Raw genomic sequence first — 16,887 nt, 5'->3', positions numbered from 1 at the left:
CCGCCGAGCCCGGGCGCACCCGCAGGTGCCACCTCCAGTCCCACGGCCACCGGAGCCCGCTCGCGGCAGGCCGCACGGCGCAGCCGCAGCGCACCGCGATGCGGAGGTGTGTCGATCGCACCGACCCGGGTACTCGCGGCGTGGCGGGAAGGGAGGACCACATGGCTCAACTCACGACGGAACCGGTGACCGTCAATCTCCACACCACGACCCTGGACGGCGATCTCGCCGTCCCGTCGACCGCTCGCTCGGTCGTGCTCTTCGCCCACGGTTCGGGCAGTTCCCGCCGCAGCCCGCGCAACCGGGCCGTGGCCGAGCACCTCCAGCACTCCGGATTCGGCACCATGCTGCTCGACCTGCTCGACGCGGAGGAGGCCCGCGAAGACCAACGAACCCAGCAACTGCGCTTCGACACCGAGCTGCTCGCCGACCGCCTCGTCCAGGCGATCGACGTGATGCGCGACTGGAGCTCCACCGCGGGCATGCCGGTGGGGCTGTTCGGCGCGAGCACCGGCGCCGCGGCCGCGCTCAAAGCCGCCGCCCTCCGACCCGACCGGGTCAAGGCGGTCGTCTCCCGCGGCGGGCGCCCCGACCTGGCCGGTGAGGCCATCCAGGACGTTCACTCCCCCTGCCTGCTCGTCGTCGGCAGCCTCGACAGGGAGGTGCTCAACCTCAACCGGCAGGCCGCCGAGTGGCTGCGCTCCCGCCGCCTCACCGACGTGCAGCTGAGCGTCGTCCCCGGCGCCGGACACCTGTTCGAGGAGGAGGGCGCGCTGGAGCAGGTGGGCGAGCTCGCCTCCGGGTGGTTCCGCGACCACCTGGGCGCGGGCGCACCCAACCCCGCGGGGACGTCCGGCGGGCACTTCAAACCGCCGGCACCGCGCCGCCGGCCACCGGTGTGACCGGCGTTCTCGTGCGCGCGGGGAACCCGGCAGCCGCTGCGGACGTGCCGCGGCGGCTGCGCGCGGACGCGGTTTCCCGCGCGCACGAGGAGGCGGTCACTGCATCTTCGCGGTCCACTTGCGCATGGCGTGCTGCACGAGCGTGATCAGCGACTGCTTCGTCGATTCCCGGTCGCGCGCGTCGCACGGGCCGATCGGCACGTCCGGGCCGATGGCCATCGCCTCGCGGACCTGCTCGATGGAGTGCAGCAGCTGACCGTCGAAGCAGTTCACCCCGACCAGGTAGGGCAGCCCGCGGTCCTCGAAGAAGTCCACCGCCGAGAAGGAGTCGGCCAGCCGGCGCGTGTCGACCAGCACCACGGCGCCGATCGCACCGCGGACGAGGTCGTCCCACATGAACCAGAACCGCTGCTGGCCGGGCGTGCCGAACAGGTACAGGATGAGGTCGCGGTCCAGCGAGATCCGACCGAAGTCCATCGCCACCGTGGTCGTGCCCTTCAGCGGCGTGGCCGCCAAGTCGTCGACGCCCTGGCTGGCTTCGGTCATGACCGCTTCGGTCGTCAGCGGGACGATCTCGGAGACGGATCCGACGAACGTCGTCTTGCCCACGCCGAAGCCACCGGCGACGACGATCTTCGCGGACGTGGTGGCACCCTGGCTCGCCTGCTGCGGGGCAACATTGGCTGCCTGGGGCGTTTTAGAGCCGACGGAGTCCACTCAAAACCCTTTCCATCAACATCATGTGTGGTGCACTGCCGCTGTCGCTCACCGTGTGGTGCACCGTGACCAACCCCAGTTCGGCCATGTCGGCCAGGAGCACGCGCGCCACCCCGATCGGAACGGACAGCAGCGCTCCGACTTCGGCCACCGAACGGGGATGCCGGCACAGCTCCGCGATCGACTGGTGCTCGACGCGCACCTCGGTCGAAGGCCGGTAGGCGTCGCTCGTGGACACCAGGGTTTCCAGCTCCAGCTGCACGTTCGTCCTCGTGCGGCCACCGGTCCAGGTGTAGGAGCGCACGCTGGAGGCCGCCGGTGCCTCCTCCTCCGACGGTTCCTGCTCCTCCTGCTGCACACCCCCCGGGCTCTGCTGCTCCACCTCGTCGGTCGAGTCCCGCCGGCGCCGCCGCCCCCGGCGCTGGTTGTCGAGAGTCATGCTGTCCATGACGCGGGCGAAGCCGTCGTCGGAGTCGGACCGATCCGAGTCGTCGGCGCTGTTGCCTCTGCGCATTCGGAACCTCACACCAGTTGGCCGGAGAATCTGTTCGCGGAGTTCTGCAGGTGCGACCGGATTTCCGGAGTGAGCAACTGCCCGACCCGTTCGACGAGCATGGTCATCTCGTAGGCCACCAGGCCCATGTCGCAGTTGGGCGAGGCCAGCACCGTCAGGCACGAGCCGTCGCTGATGCCCATCTGCAGCAACGTCCCCTGGTCCATCTCGACGACCGTCTGCACGACCTGGCCGGCTTCGAAGCACTTGGCCGAGCCCTGCGTCAGGCTCAACAACCCCGAAGCGACAGCGGCGAGCTGGTCGGCGCGATCGCGCGGCAGGGTCGCCGAGGACGTCAGCAACAACCCGTCCGCCGACACGACGATCGCGTGCGCCACGCCGGCCACGCGCTCGGTGAAATCGGTGATCAGCCAGCCGAACCTGCGCGAAATCGTCTCCTGGGCCGTCATGAAACCCTCCTGTCGTTGCTGCCGGTACCGCCCGATTCAGCTCTCGCCGCCTGCCCGGTGCCGGCCGCTGCGCACCCCGCTCTGGAAGCTCGACAGCCGGCTTCGGAGCTGTTCCGCGTCGCGCTGCTGCGGCGCGGACTCCTGCTCATCGGACGCCTGCTGCTGGTTGCCGTCCTGCGCGCTGCCGGGGACGAGGTGCGCCTTGGGCGTCCGCCGCGGCAATCCAGCCTGGGTGTACGACGAGGGCTCCGGGTTAACGGCCGCCTCCGCGGCACGTTGCGCCTCGTCCAGCGAGGACAGGCCCCATTCGGCATCGTTCGCCGCCGCGTCCGCGGCGTCGTCCGCCGTCCCGGCGCGACCGGAGCTGGCGGGCTGCCCGCCGTTGCCGTTGTCCCGTCCGGTCCGCGCGCGCCCGAACTTGACGCCGTTGTGCAGGTCGGCGATCTGCCGGCTCACCTCACCGGCACTGCGCGCGGCCTCGTCGCCGGGCGCGTCGTCCGGAGCTGCGGGCCAGTCGCTCTCGTCGGGCCAGGCGAACTCCTCACCCGCGGGTTCCTGCTCCGCCTGCTCCCGCCGGTTCTGGAAGTACGGGTTCTCGCTCGCCGGTTGGAACCATTCGGTCGATACCTCAGGAATTGCTCCGCCCTCCCCCTGTGCGGCCGCGTTCCGCGAACGGGCCGACCGAGGCGTGCGCTGCGGCAACTCCGGCCCGTCCGACCAGGTGCTCGTCGCAGCCGAGCCTACCGCGCCCGCGTTCTGGGAGGGGTCCAGCGGCGCATCGAACAGCCGGCCCGTCGTCTCCTCGGGCGTCTGCTCCGCACTCTCGAACGAGGTGTCCGTTGTGGACGATTCGGGGGGCTGCCCCGCCGTCCCGGACTCCGGCGGTCCCGTCGGCCCCGCCGGCGTGCGCTGCGGCAGCTGCGGGGGTGCGGCCGGAGCGTCACCGGCCTGCCCCGGCCCCACGGGCGGCAGCCCGGGGCTCTGCTCCGCCGGCGCCTCGGGGGGCGGGGGGAACGCGCTGCCGTTGTTCGGACCGCCCGCCGGTGTTTCCGCGGAGGGTCCCGCGTCCAGCGGCGTGCCGGGCAGTCCCGAGCTCGACAGGGTCGGCGTGTGCCCGTTGCGCTGCCCCGGGGGCGTGGCCGGGGCGGGCGGTGTCCAGGCGCTCGCGGAATCACCGGTGACCACGTTCTCGGCCGGCACGGTGACCATCGCGCGCAGGCCCTCCACCCCGTCGCCGCCGTGCAGCTGCACGGTGATGCCGTGCCGCGCGGCGAGCCGGCCCGCGACGAACAGCCCCATGCGCCGGGAGCTGGCCAGATCGCCCTCGTCGACCTGCGCGAGGCGCTCGTTCGCCCGGGCGATCTCCTCGTCGCTCATCCCGACGCCCGCGTCGAGGACGTCGACGACGACCGCGCCCTCCCCGGTCTGGTAGCCGGCGACGCTGACCGTCGTGTCCGGGGCGGAGAAGCCGGTCGCGTTGTCCAGCAGCTCGGCGAACAGCCGCACCAGGTCACTGGCGACGTGGCCGCGCAGTTCCACCGACGGCGCCGGCTGCAGCACCACGCGCGGGTACTGCTCGATCTCCGAGGTGGCCGCCCGCAGGACCTGCGTGATGTCGGTGGGCTGGGTGAACCGGCGCACCAGGTCGCTGCCGGACAGCACCATGAGGTTCTCGTTGTTCCGGCGCATCCGGGTCGCCAGGTGGTCCAGCTGGAACAGGCGGGCCAGCTGGTCCGGGTCCTCCTCGTCCTGCTCGAGCTCCTCGAACAGGCGCAGCTGCCGCTCCAGCAGCGACTGGCTCCGGCGGGAGACGCTGACGAACGCCTCGTTGAACCCGCGCCGCAGCGTGGCCTGCTCGATGGCCAGGCGCAGCGCCTGCTGGTTCACCTCGTCGAAGGCGCGCGCGACCTGGCCGACCTCGTCGGAGGTGCTCACCGGCAGCGGTTCGAGCTGGACGGCCCTGCGGTCGCCCTCGCGGATGCTGCGCACCGCGTCCGGCAGCTCCTCCTCCGCGGCGTCGAGCGCGCCGCGGCGGAGCCGGCGCAGCGACCGCAGCAGCTGGCGCGTGATCACGGTGATCAGCCAGGAGGCCGCGATCAGCGCGGTCAGCAGCCCCACGGAGATCCAGCCGGCGCGGTCGCTGGCCTGGTCCTGCAGCTGCTCCGCGGTGGAGCGGACGCTACCGGCCAGTTCGTTGTGGCCGTCGGCGATGAGCCGGATCGAGTCGTCGGAGCGCTGGTTCCACTGCCCGGTGTCGACCGAGTAGGAACCGGTGTACTCGTCGTCGACGCTCTCGGCGACGATCATCATCAGCATCTGGTTGCGCTGGCTGATCTCCGGCGCGTTCACCGTGGTCTGCAACCGGTTCTGCCAGTGCGGGGCGACGGTGGCGCCGGCTTCCTCGATCTTGTTGAGCAGGCGGGCGCGCGAGCCCTGCAGCTCCTGCAGCGCGCGCTGGCTGAGCTGGCCCTCGCCGAGCCCGGTCAGCGCCCACACCTGCTGCAGCCGGACCTCCTCCATCATGACCAGCAGGTCCTGCAGCGCGGAGGCGTGGCTGGACAGGCGCTCGTCGGCGACGGTGCTGGCCAGGGCCCGGTCCATGGACAGCACCGAGGTGACGACCGCGCTGTAGCCGTCGATGGCCTGGTCGGGGCTGATCGCCCCGCTGCGCACCCGTTCGCGCAACCCCTGCAGCTGCCCGAGCGCCTTGTCCATGTCGGAGTAGCGGGCGGAGACGATGGCGCCGAACTCGCCGGGCGAGTCGAAGAACGCGCGCAGCCGGCCGAGAGCCTCGTCCGCGGCGCGGGCGTCGGCGCGGACCTGCTGCTGCCCCGCATCACCGGTGAGGTGCTGCACGGTGCTCGTGCGCTCGTCCTGCAACCGGTTGAGCAGCGGTTCGACCCGGTCCTGCGCGTCGAGGACGCGTTCGACGCGCGCGTACTCGTCGGCGCTCTCGACCTGGCTCCGGATCTGGTTGACGCCGAGGGCGACGGCGAAGATCACGGGAATGAGCATGACCGCGCCGAGCTTCGCGGCGAGCGGCCAGTCCTGCCACCGGAGCAGTCTTTGGCGTCGCGTCTCGCTGTCGGTGTTCACCGCACTCCTCCCGCGGGGACGGGTGCCGACGCACGCGCGGTCGCTCGGGGACGTCCGCAGCAGGTCGGGGCTGCTGCGGCGCATAACGTGGGTGAACGGCGCATGCGTGCGATCCCGCAATCGTCGTCTCGGGGTGTCGGTCTGCCTGGGTCGGCCGGCCGGGGGCTTCCCGACCGCTCCGGCCGCACCGCGTCCTCTTCGGACTCGGGGCGTTGCGTTGGAAAACCGCCTGCGTGTACCGGGTGTTCGGTTGTGGGGCTCACCGCGGCGAACCGGCCGGCCACGGGGCGCGCCCGCCACGGGTTGATCAGCGTACGCCATCGCGGTCCGGCGGGACGTGCAGGCGTCGGTGCCCGCTCGCCCGCGGCGTTCCCGCAGCGCGTGCGTCGACCTCTCGTGCTTCGCGCGCTCCCGCCCCCTCCGCGCACCGGGCTCGCCCGCTCAGCGGAAGGTTCTCGCCCCCTGGCGCGAGGGCCGGGCGGAAGCACTATAACCGCCGCCGCTCGCATTGTGAGGGGGTGATTTCCCCTTTCCACACGGCACAGCGAAACGCATCACGCTACGTATTCGCACCCCGCCCCGGCGCACGGGAATTATTCACCTGATCGTTGATCAGACAACACTGCGCGACCAGCGCATTCGGCGCGCGAGCGCCCGGCCGCGCCGCGAATGTCCGCTCCACCCGGGCTGACCTGGTGATACCGCTGAGTAACCAAGATCGACCCGTAGCGCGATCGTAACCCGCGCGGGGTTGCGCGGGCGAATCCGAATCGATCTACACATCGAGCCCCCCACCCCTGCCGCCGCGCTCCGCGCGCCGCGTAGGCTCCGCTGATGCCGCCCAAGCGCACGTCGACGAGGAAGGACCATGAGCAACGCGACGGAGTCCGCGCTGCGGGCCCGCTCTCGGACCGCCACCCCCGGCACGACCTTCGGCGGAATCGACAAGAGCGCGGTTCGCCCCAGCCGTGAGAAACCCGATTCCCAGACCATCCAAGCCAGCCCGGAATTCCAGGAGCTGCGCCGCCGCTTGAATTGGTTCGTGTTTCCGATGACCGCGTTTTTCCTCGTCTGGTACATCGGTTTCGTCGTCCTCGCGGCCTACTTCCACGACTTCATGGCGCAGCCCGTTCTCGGCGAGGTCAACGTGGGCCTGCTGCTCGGGCTGGCCCAGTTCGCGACCACCGTGGGCATCACCATGCTGTACGCGCGGTTCGCCCGGAAGCGGATCGACCCCCGGGTGGACGAACTCCGACGCGAAACCAGGGGTGAGTGACCGCGATGAACCACGTGTCAGCCGCGGGCAGCGGCATCCCCACGGACCACGGCTTCATCAACATCGGCATCTTCGCCGTGTTCGTCGCGATCACGCTGTTCATCGTCTACCGGGTCAGCAGCACCCGCACCTCCAGCGAGTACTTCGCCGCAGGGGGGTCGTTCACCGGTGCGCAGAACGGGATCGCGCTGTCCGGCGACTTCCTCTCGGCCGCCTCGTTCCTCGGCATCGCCGGCGCCATCGCGGTGCACGGCTACGACGGGTTCCTGTACTCCATCGGGTTCCTCGTCGCCTGGCTGATGAACCTGCTGCTCGTCGCCGAGAGGCTGCGCAACACGGGCCGATTCACGATGGGCGATGTGCTCAGCTACCGGATGCGGCAGCGCCCCGTCCGCGCGGCGGCCTCGATCTCGACGATCACGATCACCTGCGTCTACATGGTCGCGCAGATGGCCGGCGCCGGCGGTCTCGTCGCGCTGCTGCTGGACGTGCACAGCAGCGGCGGGCAGGCCCTCGTCATCGCCGTCGTCGGCGTGGTCATGCTGCTGTACGTGCTCATCGGCGGCATGAAGGGCACCACCTGGGTGCAGATCATCAAGGCCGTCCTGCTGCTGCTCGCCGTCGCGGTGATCACCGTGTTCCTGCTCGGCAAGTTCGGCTACAACATCAACGACCTGATGACGCAGGCCGCGGCCAACAACCCGAACGGCCGCGAGATATTCGCCCCGGGCGTGCAGTACGGCGAGAGCGCGCTGACGAAGCTGGACTTCGTCTCGCTGGCGCTGGCACTGGTGCTCGGCGTCGCCGGCCTGCCGCACGTGCTCATGCGCTTCTACACGGTGCCGGACGCCCGCGAGGCGCGCCGCTCGGTCATCTGGGCCACGTGGTCCATGTCCGGCTTCTACGTGTGCACGTTGATCATCGGGTTCGGCGCCGCCGCCCTGGTCGGCACCGAGACGATCCTGGCCGCGCCGAGCGGTGAGAACGCGGCCGCACCGCTGCTGGCCTACCAGATCGGCGGCACCGTCCTGCTCGGCATCGTCTCGGCCGTCGCCTTCGCGACGATCCTGGCGGTCGTCGCCGGTCTGACGCTGACCGCCTCGGCCTCGTTCGCGCACGACTTCTACGCCAACGTGCTGCGCGAGGAGGAGGACGAGACGCAGGACACGGTGCGGATCGCGCGCATCGCCGCGCTCGTCATCGGCGGCGTGTCGATCCTCGGCGGGATCCTCTTCCGCGAGCAGAACGTCGCGTTCCTGGTGAGCCTGGCCTTCGCCTTCGCGGCCTCGGCGAACCTGTCCACGCTGCTGTACACGCTGTTCTGGCCGCGGTTCAACACCGCGGGCACGCTGTGGGGCATGTACGGCGGGCTGGGCTCGTGCCTGCTGCTCGTGCTGTTCTCCCCGGTCGTGTCCGGCGCACCGGACGCGATCCTGCCGAACATCGACTTCGCCCTGTTCCCGCTGAAGAACCCGGGCCTCGTGTCGATCCCGGTGTCGTTCCTCTGCGGCGCCGTCGGCACGTTCTTCGGTGGCTCGGGCAGCGCCCGGCGCCAGGCGCGCATGGAGGTCCGGTCGCTCACCGGCATCCGGTGAGCGCGCCGCTGCCGCTCCTCGGCTCCCCGTCCGGCATCGGGCGGGGAGCCGAGGAGCGGCCTCAGCGCACGAGGTTCGCCAGGGCCCGGCCCGCCTCGCGCCCGGAGAACAGGCACCCGCCGAGGAAGGTGCCCTCCAGGGCGCGGTAGCCGTGCATGCCGCCGCCGCCGAACCCGGCGGCCTCACCGGCCGCGTAGAGGCCGGGAACCGGTGTGCCCTCGGCGGTGAGCGCGCGTCCGGTCAGGTCGGTGGTGATGCCGCCGAGGGTCTTGCGGGTGAGGACCGACAGGCGCACGGCGATGAGCGGCCCGGCCGCCGGGTCGAGGAGGCGGTGCGGTTCGGCCACGCGCACGAGCCGGTCGACGCGGTACTGCCGCGCGTGCCGGATGGCCTCGACCTGGTGGTCCTTGCCGAGGCCGGTGCCGATCTGCCGGTCCCGCGCGGTGACTTCGCCCTCGACGGTGCGCGGGTCGATCAGCTCCGCACCGGTGAGCTCGTTCATCCCCTGCACGAGCGAGCGCAGGTCGCGGCGCGCGACGAAATCCGCGCCGCGGCGCGCGAACTCGGCCACGGGCCCGGGGGTCGAACCACCGCCGCGGCGCAGCAGGCCGGCGATGCTGCGCCCCGTGAGGTCGGGGTTCTGCTCCGAGCCGGACAGCGCGAACTCGCGGCCGATGATCCGCCGGTTGAGCACGAACCAGGTGTGCTCGTACCCGGTCCGGCCGATGTGCTGCAGGGTCGCCCGGGTGTCGAACCCCGGCAGGTTCGGCGAGGGCAGCCGGTGGCCGCGCGCGTCGAGCCACAGCGGGGACGGGCCGGGCAGGATGCGGATGCCGTGCTCGGACCAGACCGGGCTGTGGTTGCGGACGCCCTCGGTGTAGTGCCACATCCGGTCCTGGTTGATCAGCTGCGCACCGGCGCGCTCGACGACGGGCAGCATGCTGCCGTCGGTGGAGTCGGGCACTCCGGAGAGCATCCGGGACGGCGGGGCGCCGAGGTCGGCGGGCCAGTTGCGCCGCACGAGCTCGTGGTTGGCGCCGATGCCGCCGGAGGTGACCAGCACCGCCTGGGCGCGCAGCTCGAACGCGTCGACGGCGGTGCGGGAGCTGGGTTCGCCGCGGGCGGCCGAGCTGGGTTCGAGCACGTCGCCGCGCGCACCGGCGACGGCGCCCTGCTCGGTGAGCAGCTCCTGCACGCGGTGCCGGAACAGCAGCCGCAGCCGGCCCCGCTCCTCCGCCTGCCGCACGCGGCGCAGGAACGGCTCCAGCACCCCCGGACCGGTGCCCCAGGTGATGTGGAAGCGCGGCACGGAGTTGCCGTGGCCCGAGGCCAGGCCCCCGCCGCGCTCGGCCCACTGCACCAGCGGGAACCAGCGGATGCCGAGCGAGCGCAGCCAGGAGCGCTTCTCCTCCGCGGCGAAGTCGACGTAGGCGTGGGCCCACTTGCGCGGCCAGTGGTCCTCCTCCCGGTCGAACCCGGCCGTTCCGAGCCAGTCGGACAGCGCGAGGGCGCGCGAGTCGCGCACGCCGAGGCGCCGCTGCTCGGGCGAGTCGACGAGGAACAGGCCGCCGAACGACCAGTGGGCCTGCCCGCCGAGCGAGGCCTCGGGTTCCTGGTCGACGACGGTCACGTGCCGGCCCGCGTCGACGAGTTCCGCGGCGGCGACGAGGCCGGCGAGCCCGGCTCCCACCACGAGGACGTCCGTGTCGGGTCGCATCCACTGCTCCTTCGCGTCGCGGGCGGGGCGCGGGGCCGCCCCCGGGCCGGTCTCCCTCGGCGCAGGTCTCCCTCAGCGCAGGTCTGCACCCGGTCGGGTCTCCCCGAGCCGGGGCCTGTATATCGCATTCGGAGGTGCGCGGACAGGGTTCGACGGAAGCCGCCCGGTGTGTCGGGGGCCGGGACGGCCCCGGAGTGCTGCGGGACGGCCGGAGTGCTGCGGGGCGGTCGCTGCTGGGCGGCCGCAGTGCTGCGGGACGGCCGCTGCTGGGCGCTCGGTGCTGGACGGTCGCTGCTGGACAGCCGCTGCAGCGGCGGGGAGGAACAGATCCACACGGTCGTGGTGTATCTGGGCGAAGTGCTGGAAATCCTGCTTCTCGTCCGGATTCTTGGGTGCGTCAGCGGTTTCCACCGAGATCCGAGGAGTTGAGGAGAATGCCCATGCTCGCCACGCCGCACCGCACCGCGCGCCCGTCCGCGCCGACCAGGGTGCTGTTCGCCGCGAGCCTGGCGGTGCTGTTCCTGCTGCCGATGTCGGCGAGCACGGACCGCACCGCCGCGGCCGAGCCCGCTGCCGCACCGGGCGCCGCGACGACCCCGGCAACCGCGGGCAGCGCTGCGGCGGAGTGTCCTACCGGGACGTTCTGCACGTGGACGGAGGGCGCGTTCAGCGGCGGAGCCCAGCACGTGGACCTGGACGAGCACCCGTTGGAGGAGTGCATCACGCTGCCGGAGACGGCGCGGTCGTTCGCCAACAGCACCGACCGGCCGGTCACCGTGTACGCCGACGAGCACTGCGGCAGCGAGCTCAACTTCTCGACGTTCCCGCAGGGCGCCCAGGTTCCGGAGGCGGAGTACCCCGCGCGGGCGATCCAGGTGTGGCGGTACTGATCGTCAGGGGGTGCGCCGCGGCGCCCCGTGCAGCTCCCGCATCCCGTCCAGCAGCCGGCGTGCGGCTTCCTCCCAGGTGAACCGGGCGGCCTGCGCGCGCCCGCCGGCGCGCAGGGCCGAGCGCAGGGGTTCTTCGGCGGCGGCGCGCACCGCCCGGGCGAAGTCGGCCGGATCCGCGGGGTCGAAGAACACCGCGTTCCCGCCGGTGACTTCGCCGAAGATCGCGAGATCACTGCACACCACGGGGATTCCCAGTTGCATGGCCTCGATGAGCGGCAGCCCGAAGCCCTCGTCCTTCGAGGCGGTGACCAGTGCTGCGGCGCGCAGCAGCAGGCGGCGGTAATCGGCGTCGCCGATGCCGCCCCGGAAGACGACGTCCGCGCCGGGCGGGAGGACCCGCCGCAGCTGCGCCTCCCGCCGCGGCGGGAGGCGACCGAGGAGGTGCAGCCGGTGCCCGGGCAGGTGCGCCATGCCGGCGAGGAGCGTCTCCACGTTCTTGTACGGCATGAACGAGCCCATGTACACGAGCTCGCGCGGGGCGGCAGTCCGGTCGTGCGGGGCGGCAGCGCCGGTCCCGGCGCTGCCTGCGCCGTCCTCGCCCCGCTCCGTTCCGTCCTCTGCGGACTCAACGGGTTCCGCGGGTTCGTCGTCCTCGCCGGACTCCGCGCAGCCTGCGGACTCGCCGCCCTCCGCGGACTCGCCGCCCTCGGGAGCCGCGGGGGAATCCCCGCCCGCTTCCGCGGCCAGCTCGGAACTGGGTGCGTTGTGGACGACGCGCACGGGGCGCCGCGTCAGGCGGTGCTGCTCGATCAGCCGCCGCGTCGTGTCGCTGACGGTGACCACCATGTCGGCGCGGTCGAGCAGCACGCGCTGCGGCCAGTAGGCGAGGTGGAACAGCCGCCACACCGCGCGCACGGGCAGCGGGAGGAAGCTGGGAGGGCTCGGATGCCGGTAGTAGATGAGGTCGTGCAGGGTGAGGACCAACCGGTACCTCCGCCGGAACCCGCCGATCACCTGCATCGGGCTGAACACGACGTCGGCGCCGAGCCGGTGCAGCGTGCGGGACAGCCACAGCTCCCGCGGCGACAGCGGGCTGTGCACCCGCACGTGGGGAACGTGCTGCGGCAGCAGCCGCAGCTGGCGCTCGTCGCAGACGAGCATGGTCACCGGGTGCAGCCGGTGCAGCGCGGCGATGAGGTTGGCGCCGTAGCGGCTGATCCCGTCGGGCGTGTCGGTCCGGGTCCACCGGGCGTCGACGACGATGCGCGTCCCGCTCATGACGCCTCGCGGGGACGTTCGGTCGCGAGGAACCGCGCCGTGGCCCGGGCCGCGCGGTCGGGTGCCTCGTAGTGCACGAGGTGGCCGACGTTGCTGAGCACCACCAGCCGCGCGTCCTCGATGCGCGCCGCCGCGCCGCGCTGCCCGTCGAGCGGAGCGATGTCGTCGTCCTCCCCGGCCACGAGCAGCACGGGCACCCGCAGCGCCCCGGTGTGGTCGAGGACGGTGCTGCTGATCGAGGCCTGGTAGGTCTCACCGAGCACCGTCGGGCTGTGGAACCGGCTGAAGTACCGCAGGTGGTTGTCGTCGATGAACCGCCGCAGCTCGGGGTCCTTGCTCCGCGTCATCGCGCGGCTGGCGACGAGCACGGCGTAGCGGTTGCCCAGCCACGCCTTGCCCAGCCGCGCGGGCAGCACGCGCCCCAGCGCGTAGTAGCCGGAGGTCAGCGCCGACAGCACGCCCCGCGGTCCGCGCAGCGGCGGCGAGGTGATCGCGTTGACGAGCACGAGGCGGTGCACCCGTTCGGGGTGCCGGCCGGCCACGCACGCGGCGATGACCGAGCCGAAGGAGTGCCCGACCAGCACCGCGGAACGGCCGCCGAGGTGGTCGATCAGCGCGCGCACCATCTCGGCGTAGCCGGGAACGTCGTGCCGCGACTGCGGGAACGGCGTGGATTCGCCGTAACCGGGTAAGTCCGGGATGACCACGCGGCGCGGCCGGTCGTCGGCGGCGAGCAGTTCCGCGGCGAGCAGTTCGAGCCCCTCGTGGGTGCCGCGCAGCCCGTGCACCATCACCACGGTCTCCGCGTCGGGCCGGTGCGTCGCTCCGTAGCTGAAGTAGTGCACCCGCGAGCCGGCGAGGGTCACCCCGTGCCGTTGCGGTGCTCCCATCGATCAACTCGCCAATTCGCTGCGTGCTTCACCCGTCTCCGAACTGCCGGCGGGGTGCGCGGCCCACCGGTAGATCGACTCGAACCGGCCGAGCACGGTGTTGATGTCGTGCTGGCTCACGATCCGCTCGCTGGCCTCGCCCATCCGGTCGATGGTCGCGCGGTCGCCGAGCACCGACTCGATGGCGCGGGCGAGCGCGTGCACGTCCCGCGGCGGGTACAACCACCCGTTCACCCCGGGGTCGACCAGGTGCGGCAGCGCCATCGCGTTGGCCAGCACCACGGGTGTGCGCGCGGACATGGCCTCCATCGTGGCCAGGCTCTGCAGCTCGGCGATGCTCGGCATGCAGAACAGGTCGGCCCGCGCGTAGGCGTCGAGCAGTTCCTCGTCGTCGACGTAGCCGGCGAAGCGCACCCGGTCGGCGATGCCGAGCTCGGCGGCCAGGCGTTCGAGCACGGGCCGGTGCGCCCCGTCCCCGATGATCTCCAGGCGGGTGCGGTGCGACAGGCGCAGCACGGACATGGCGCGCAGCAGCTCGTCGATGTGCTTCTCGTCGTCGATGCGGCCGACGAACAGCACGGTGCGCGGGTCCGGGTCGGGCTCGCGGTGCCGGTGCTCCACGGCCCGCGAGCTGTAGCGCTGGACATCGATGCCGCAGGACAGCGGCATGCTCTCGGACTCGTAGCCGTTGTCGTGCAGCAGCTGCACGGCCCGCGGCGTCGGCGCGGTGACCAGCTGCGTCTTGCTGTAGTGCTTGACGAGCTGCCGCCACAGCAGCCGCCCGGCCACGCCGTGCAGCACCCGCGGCATGCGCAGGTAGCCGAAGATGTTCTCCGGCATGAAGTGGTTCGTCGCGACCAGGCCGATCCCGGCGCGGCGGGCCGCGTTGATCAGGCCGCGGCCGATGAAGAAGTGCGACTGCACGTGGACGACGTCCGGCCGGATCTCCTCCAGCAGCCGCGCCGCGTGCCGGGTGGCCCGCCAGGGCAGGCAGAACCGCACGGTGGGGTGGAACGGCGAGCCGTACGAGGGCACCCGGTGCACGGTCACGCCGTCCTCGACGCGCGTGTGCGCCTGCCGGTCGCCCGAGTGGCAGATCACGTGCACCTCGTGACCCCGGGCGAGGAGGCCCCGCGCGAGGCGGTAGCCGAAGTTGGCGGCGCCGCTGACGTCGGGCGGGTACATCACCGCACCCACCACGATCCGCAGGGGGCCGTCGGTCGTTTGCGCAGTCAAGGGATATTCCTCCGAGAACGGTCTGCCGATCCGGGTGGTACCGCGGCGCCGGCGGCCGCCACCGCTTCCCGAGCGGGCGCGCGGCGCTGGTTGTCGGGGTGGTACCGGGCGAGCGCGAAGACCCCGACGCAGGCCACGGCCGCGCAGGCCACCTGCCCGACCGTGGTGGGGAACGCGATCCGGTCGGCCTCGCCGAGCAGGCCGAGGCCCATGCCGACCGCGACGATCGGGTCGATCACGGTCAGGCAGGCCACGACGAGGTCCGGCGACCCGCTGGCGTACCCGTGCTGGACCAGCCATCCCCCCACGAGCATGGCAGCGGCGACGCCGAACAGCGGGACGACGGGGATGTTCGCCGGGTCGAGCGCACCGAGCTGCTGGGTGATGCCGCGCATGAGCAGCGAGACGTAGCCGTAGGCCGCGGCGCCGGCTGCGGCGAACAGCACGCACCGCGTCCGCGAGCGGCTCAGCACGGCCGCCATGGCCAACGCGAGGATGGTGACCGCGGCGATCTGGGTGGCGGCCAGCTGGTGGTGCGGGGCCACCGGGGTGGGCGCCGCGGTGCGCGCGGCGAGGACGACGAACAGCCCCACACCCACCATCGCGGCGGCCACGGAGAGCAGCACGCTCAGGTTGAGCTCGCGCGTGCGGGTCCCCTGCTCCCGCAGGGTGAGCAGCACGGTGATCGGCAGCGCGATCACCCCCAGCGGCTGCACGACGCTGAGCGGGGCGAACCCGAGCGCGGTCACGTGCAGCCCGGCGCCGAGCCCGAGCACGAGCAGGCCCCCCAGCCAGCGCGGTTCGCCGAACAGGCGCGCCTGGTCGCGCAGCGAGAACCGGGCCCCGCCGGTCATCGCGTGCACGGCGCGGTGCTGCATGCGCGCGCCCAGGGCGTAGCCGCAGGCGCCGAGCGCGCCGAGCAGGATCGCCACCGCCGTCATCGGCGATCACGTCCCCTCGGGCACCGCGGCAGGCCCGCCCTCGCCGGGCGGGGCCGGCGCCCGCGGGAGGCGGGGACGCCTCCTCCCCGCGGTTGCGCACCGCGATCGGATGTGCGCTCTGCGCAGCGGTCCGGAACGGGCCGGGGCCGCCGGTGCGGCGGACGGGGATGCGCGGGCGCGTGCACGTGCTCGACTGTAGAGGAGTCGACCTTCCCGCCGGCGGCCCGCACGACGAGTGCGGGCCCACGCAGCGCCGATGTTCACCCGAACGCGCTCATATACCCAGCGCAGCGGCGCCCCGGCAAGGCCAGTGGAACGAGTCACCCGCGCGGCGGGTGGGCCCGGCGCGCACGTGCGTGCGCCCTCGTGCGCACTTTCGGCGCCGTCCCCGCGCGACGGGGCGGGAGGCCGGGGGCGCGGGGATCCCGGCCCCGGGCCGCTCACGACGTCGCCGGGCCCGCCGCGCACGGCCCCGTCACGGGATGCGCAGCGTCTGCCCCACGTAGATCAGGTCCGGGTCGGAGATCCCGTTGAGCTGGGCGATCTCCCGCCAGTCCACGCCGAACTGCTCCCCGATCCCGGACAACGTGTCACCCGGCTGCACCACGTACGTGCGGTGCTGGGGCGGTTCCGGCGGCGGGGGCGGCGGAGCGGCGCCGGTCAGCGAGGCCAGGTCGACCATGCTCACGTTCAGGTCCGTGTTGCCCCCGATGCCGGGAACCTGCCCCTCGGAGGAGTGCTGGTGCAGCACCACCCGGTCGGTGTTGTACGCCGGTTCGCCCGGGGTGCGCCCGTAGTGCGCCACCCACAGGAACACCCCGCCGTCGACCCACGCGTCGGGGCCGAGCTTGTCGCTGAACCAGGACGAGGAGGCGTAGACGGTGATTTCGTGCCGCCCGACGCGGGAGCGCAAGGAGTCGATGAAGCCCTTGATCCAGGCCGCGAGGTCCCCGCCCTCGGTTTCCACGTCCAGGCACGGGGGGAGGTTGCCCTGCCCCGCCGAGTCCAGCCGCCCCAGTTGTTCGGCGAAGGTCGCCGCGTCGGCGTCCGGGCCGTTCGTGTCCGGCCGGGCGAAGTGGTACAGCCCGGTGACCATCCCCGCGCGCCGCGCACCGGCCAGTTGCGCGTCGAGGGTCGGGCTCACGTAGCCGACCCCTTCGGTGGCCTTGATGTAGGTGAACGCGTACCCGGCGCCGCGGACCGCGTTCCAGTCCGGTTCGCCCTGGTACCGCGCGACGTCGATCCCCGGAATGCGCTCGGCCATCGCTCGTACCCCCTCAGATGTGACGTGCCGTGATCACCGAACCTACCGGTGATCCCCGCCCCGGCACGTCGACCATCCGAGGCACAAGACGGCCCCGACGGGATGATCTCCGCGCGTCGCGC

14 protein-coding genes are annotated in these 16,887 nt (G+C 72.5%); 4 read left to right on the top strand and 10 right to left on the bottom strand.

Going from position 1 to position 16,887, the window contains the following annotated elements:
* Positions 1–161: 161 nt before the first annotated feature.
* On the top strand, positions 162–902 hold the full coding sequence (locus ACVGV0_RS02370; protein ID WP_459158208.1) for a dienelactone hydrolase family protein: 741 nt from the start codon (positions 162–164) through the stop codon (positions 900–902).
* 96 nt (positions 903–998) lie between these two features.
* Here ACVGV0_RS02370 and ACVGV0_RS02365 read toward each other — a convergent pair whose 3' ends face one another.
* The 4 genes from ACVGV0_RS02365 to ACVGV0_RS02350 are packed head-to-tail and all read right to left on the bottom strand — an operon-like array spanning position 999 to position 5,678.
* The gene (locus ACVGV0_RS02365; protein ID WP_459158207.1) at positions 999–1,619 is read right to left on the bottom strand and encodes a GTP-binding protein; all 621 of its coding nucleotides are present in this window, start codon (positions 1,617–1,619) and stop codon (positions 999–1,001) included.
* Positions 1,600–2,133: a DUF742 domain-containing protein gene (locus ACVGV0_RS02360; RefSeq protein ID WP_459158206.1), complete on the bottom strand. Its 534-nt coding sequence runs from the start codon at positions 2,131–2,133 to the stop codon at positions 1,600–1,602. Before ACVGV0_RS02360 ends, ACVGV0_RS02365 begins: the two co-directional genes overlap by 20 nt.
* 8 nt (positions 2,134–2,141) lie before the next feature.
* Entirely contained in the window at positions 2,142–2,582 is a 441-nt protein-coding gene (locus tag ACVGV0_RS02355; RefSeq protein ID WP_459158205.1) for a roadblock/LC7 domain-containing protein, read from the bottom strand.
* Positions 2,583–2,618: 36 nt separating this feature from the next.
* Entirely contained in the window at positions 2,619–5,678 is a 3,060-nt protein-coding gene (locus ACVGV0_RS02350; RefSeq protein WP_459158204.1) for a nitrate- and nitrite sensing domain-containing protein, read from the bottom strand.
* Between the two features lie 868 nt (positions 5,679–6,546).
* Here ACVGV0_RS02350 and ACVGV0_RS02345 point away from each other — a divergent pair.
* Entirely contained in the window at positions 6,547–6,954 is a 408-nt protein-coding gene (locus ACVGV0_RS02345; RefSeq protein ID WP_459158203.1) for a DUF485 domain-containing protein, read from the top strand.
* A 5-nt stretch (positions 6,955–6,959) separates the two neighbouring features.
* Positions 6,960–8,549 carry a solute symporter family protein gene (locus ACVGV0_RS02340; protein ID WP_459158202.1) on the top strand — a complete coding sequence of 530 codons (1,590 nt, stop codon included), beginning with the start codon at positions 6,960–6,962 and terminating at the stop codon, positions 8,547–8,549.
* A gap of 61 nt (positions 8,550–8,610) precedes the next feature.
* On the opposite strand, the gene ACVGV0_RS02335 is transcribed toward ACVGV0_RS02340, so the two are convergent.
* Positions 8,611–10,266, bottom strand: a complete 1,656-nt coding sequence (locus tag ACVGV0_RS02335; protein ID WP_459158201.1) for an FAD-binding dehydrogenase — start codon at positions 10,264–10,266, stop codon at positions 8,611–8,613.
* Between the two features lie 440 nt (positions 10,267–10,706).
* Between ACVGV0_RS02335 and ACVGV0_RS02330 the strand changes: the two genes are divergently transcribed.
* A complete protein-coding gene (locus tag ACVGV0_RS02330) occupies positions 10,707–11,156 on the top strand; it encodes a peptidase inhibitor family I36 protein (RefSeq protein ID WP_459158200.1) in 450 nt (149 codons plus the stop codon).
* Between the two features lie 3 nt (positions 11,157–11,159).
* Here the strand turns inward: ACVGV0_RS02330 and ACVGV0_RS02325 are convergent, their stop codons facing one another.
* The 5 genes from ACVGV0_RS02325 to ACVGV0_RS02305 all read right to left on the bottom strand — a co-directional run bounded on the left by ACVGV0_RS02325 (position 11,160) and on the right by ACVGV0_RS02305 (position 16,765).
* On the bottom strand, positions 11,160–12,434 hold the full coding sequence (locus tag ACVGV0_RS02325) for a glycosyltransferase family 4 protein (protein ID WP_459158199.1): 1,275 nt from the start codon (positions 12,432–12,434) through the stop codon (positions 11,160–11,162).
* Complete coding sequence (locus ACVGV0_RS02320) at positions 12,431–13,324, bottom strand: alpha/beta fold hydrolase (protein ID WP_459158198.1); 894 nt, start codon at positions 13,322–13,324, stop codon at positions 12,431–12,433. The genes ACVGV0_RS02325 and ACVGV0_RS02320 overlap by 4 nt, the downstream gene beginning before the upstream one ends.
* Positions 13,325–13,327: 3 nt before the next feature.
* Positions 13,328–14,560, bottom strand: a complete 1,233-nt coding sequence (locus ACVGV0_RS02315; protein WP_459158197.1) for a glycosyltransferase — start codon at positions 14,558–14,560, stop codon at positions 13,328–13,330.
* Complete coding sequence (locus ACVGV0_RS02310) at positions 14,557–15,501, bottom strand: DMT family transporter (protein WP_459158196.1); 945 nt, start codon at positions 15,499–15,501, stop codon at positions 14,557–14,559. Before ACVGV0_RS02310 ends, ACVGV0_RS02315 begins: the two co-directional genes overlap by 4 nt.
* A 475-nt stretch (positions 15,502–15,976) precedes the next feature.
* Positions 15,977–16,765 carry a GH25 family lysozyme gene (locus tag ACVGV0_RS02305; protein ID WP_459158195.1) on the bottom strand — a complete coding sequence of 263 codons (789 nt, stop codon included), beginning with the start codon at positions 16,763–16,765 and terminating at the stop codon, positions 15,977–15,979.
* Between the last annotated feature and the right edge of the window lie 122 nt (positions 16,766–16,887).

This window comes from Salinifilum ghardaiensis (assembly GCF_054491345.1).
Note: the sequence above shows the minus strand (reverse complement) of the source record. Positions and strands in the feature narration are given on the sequence as shown.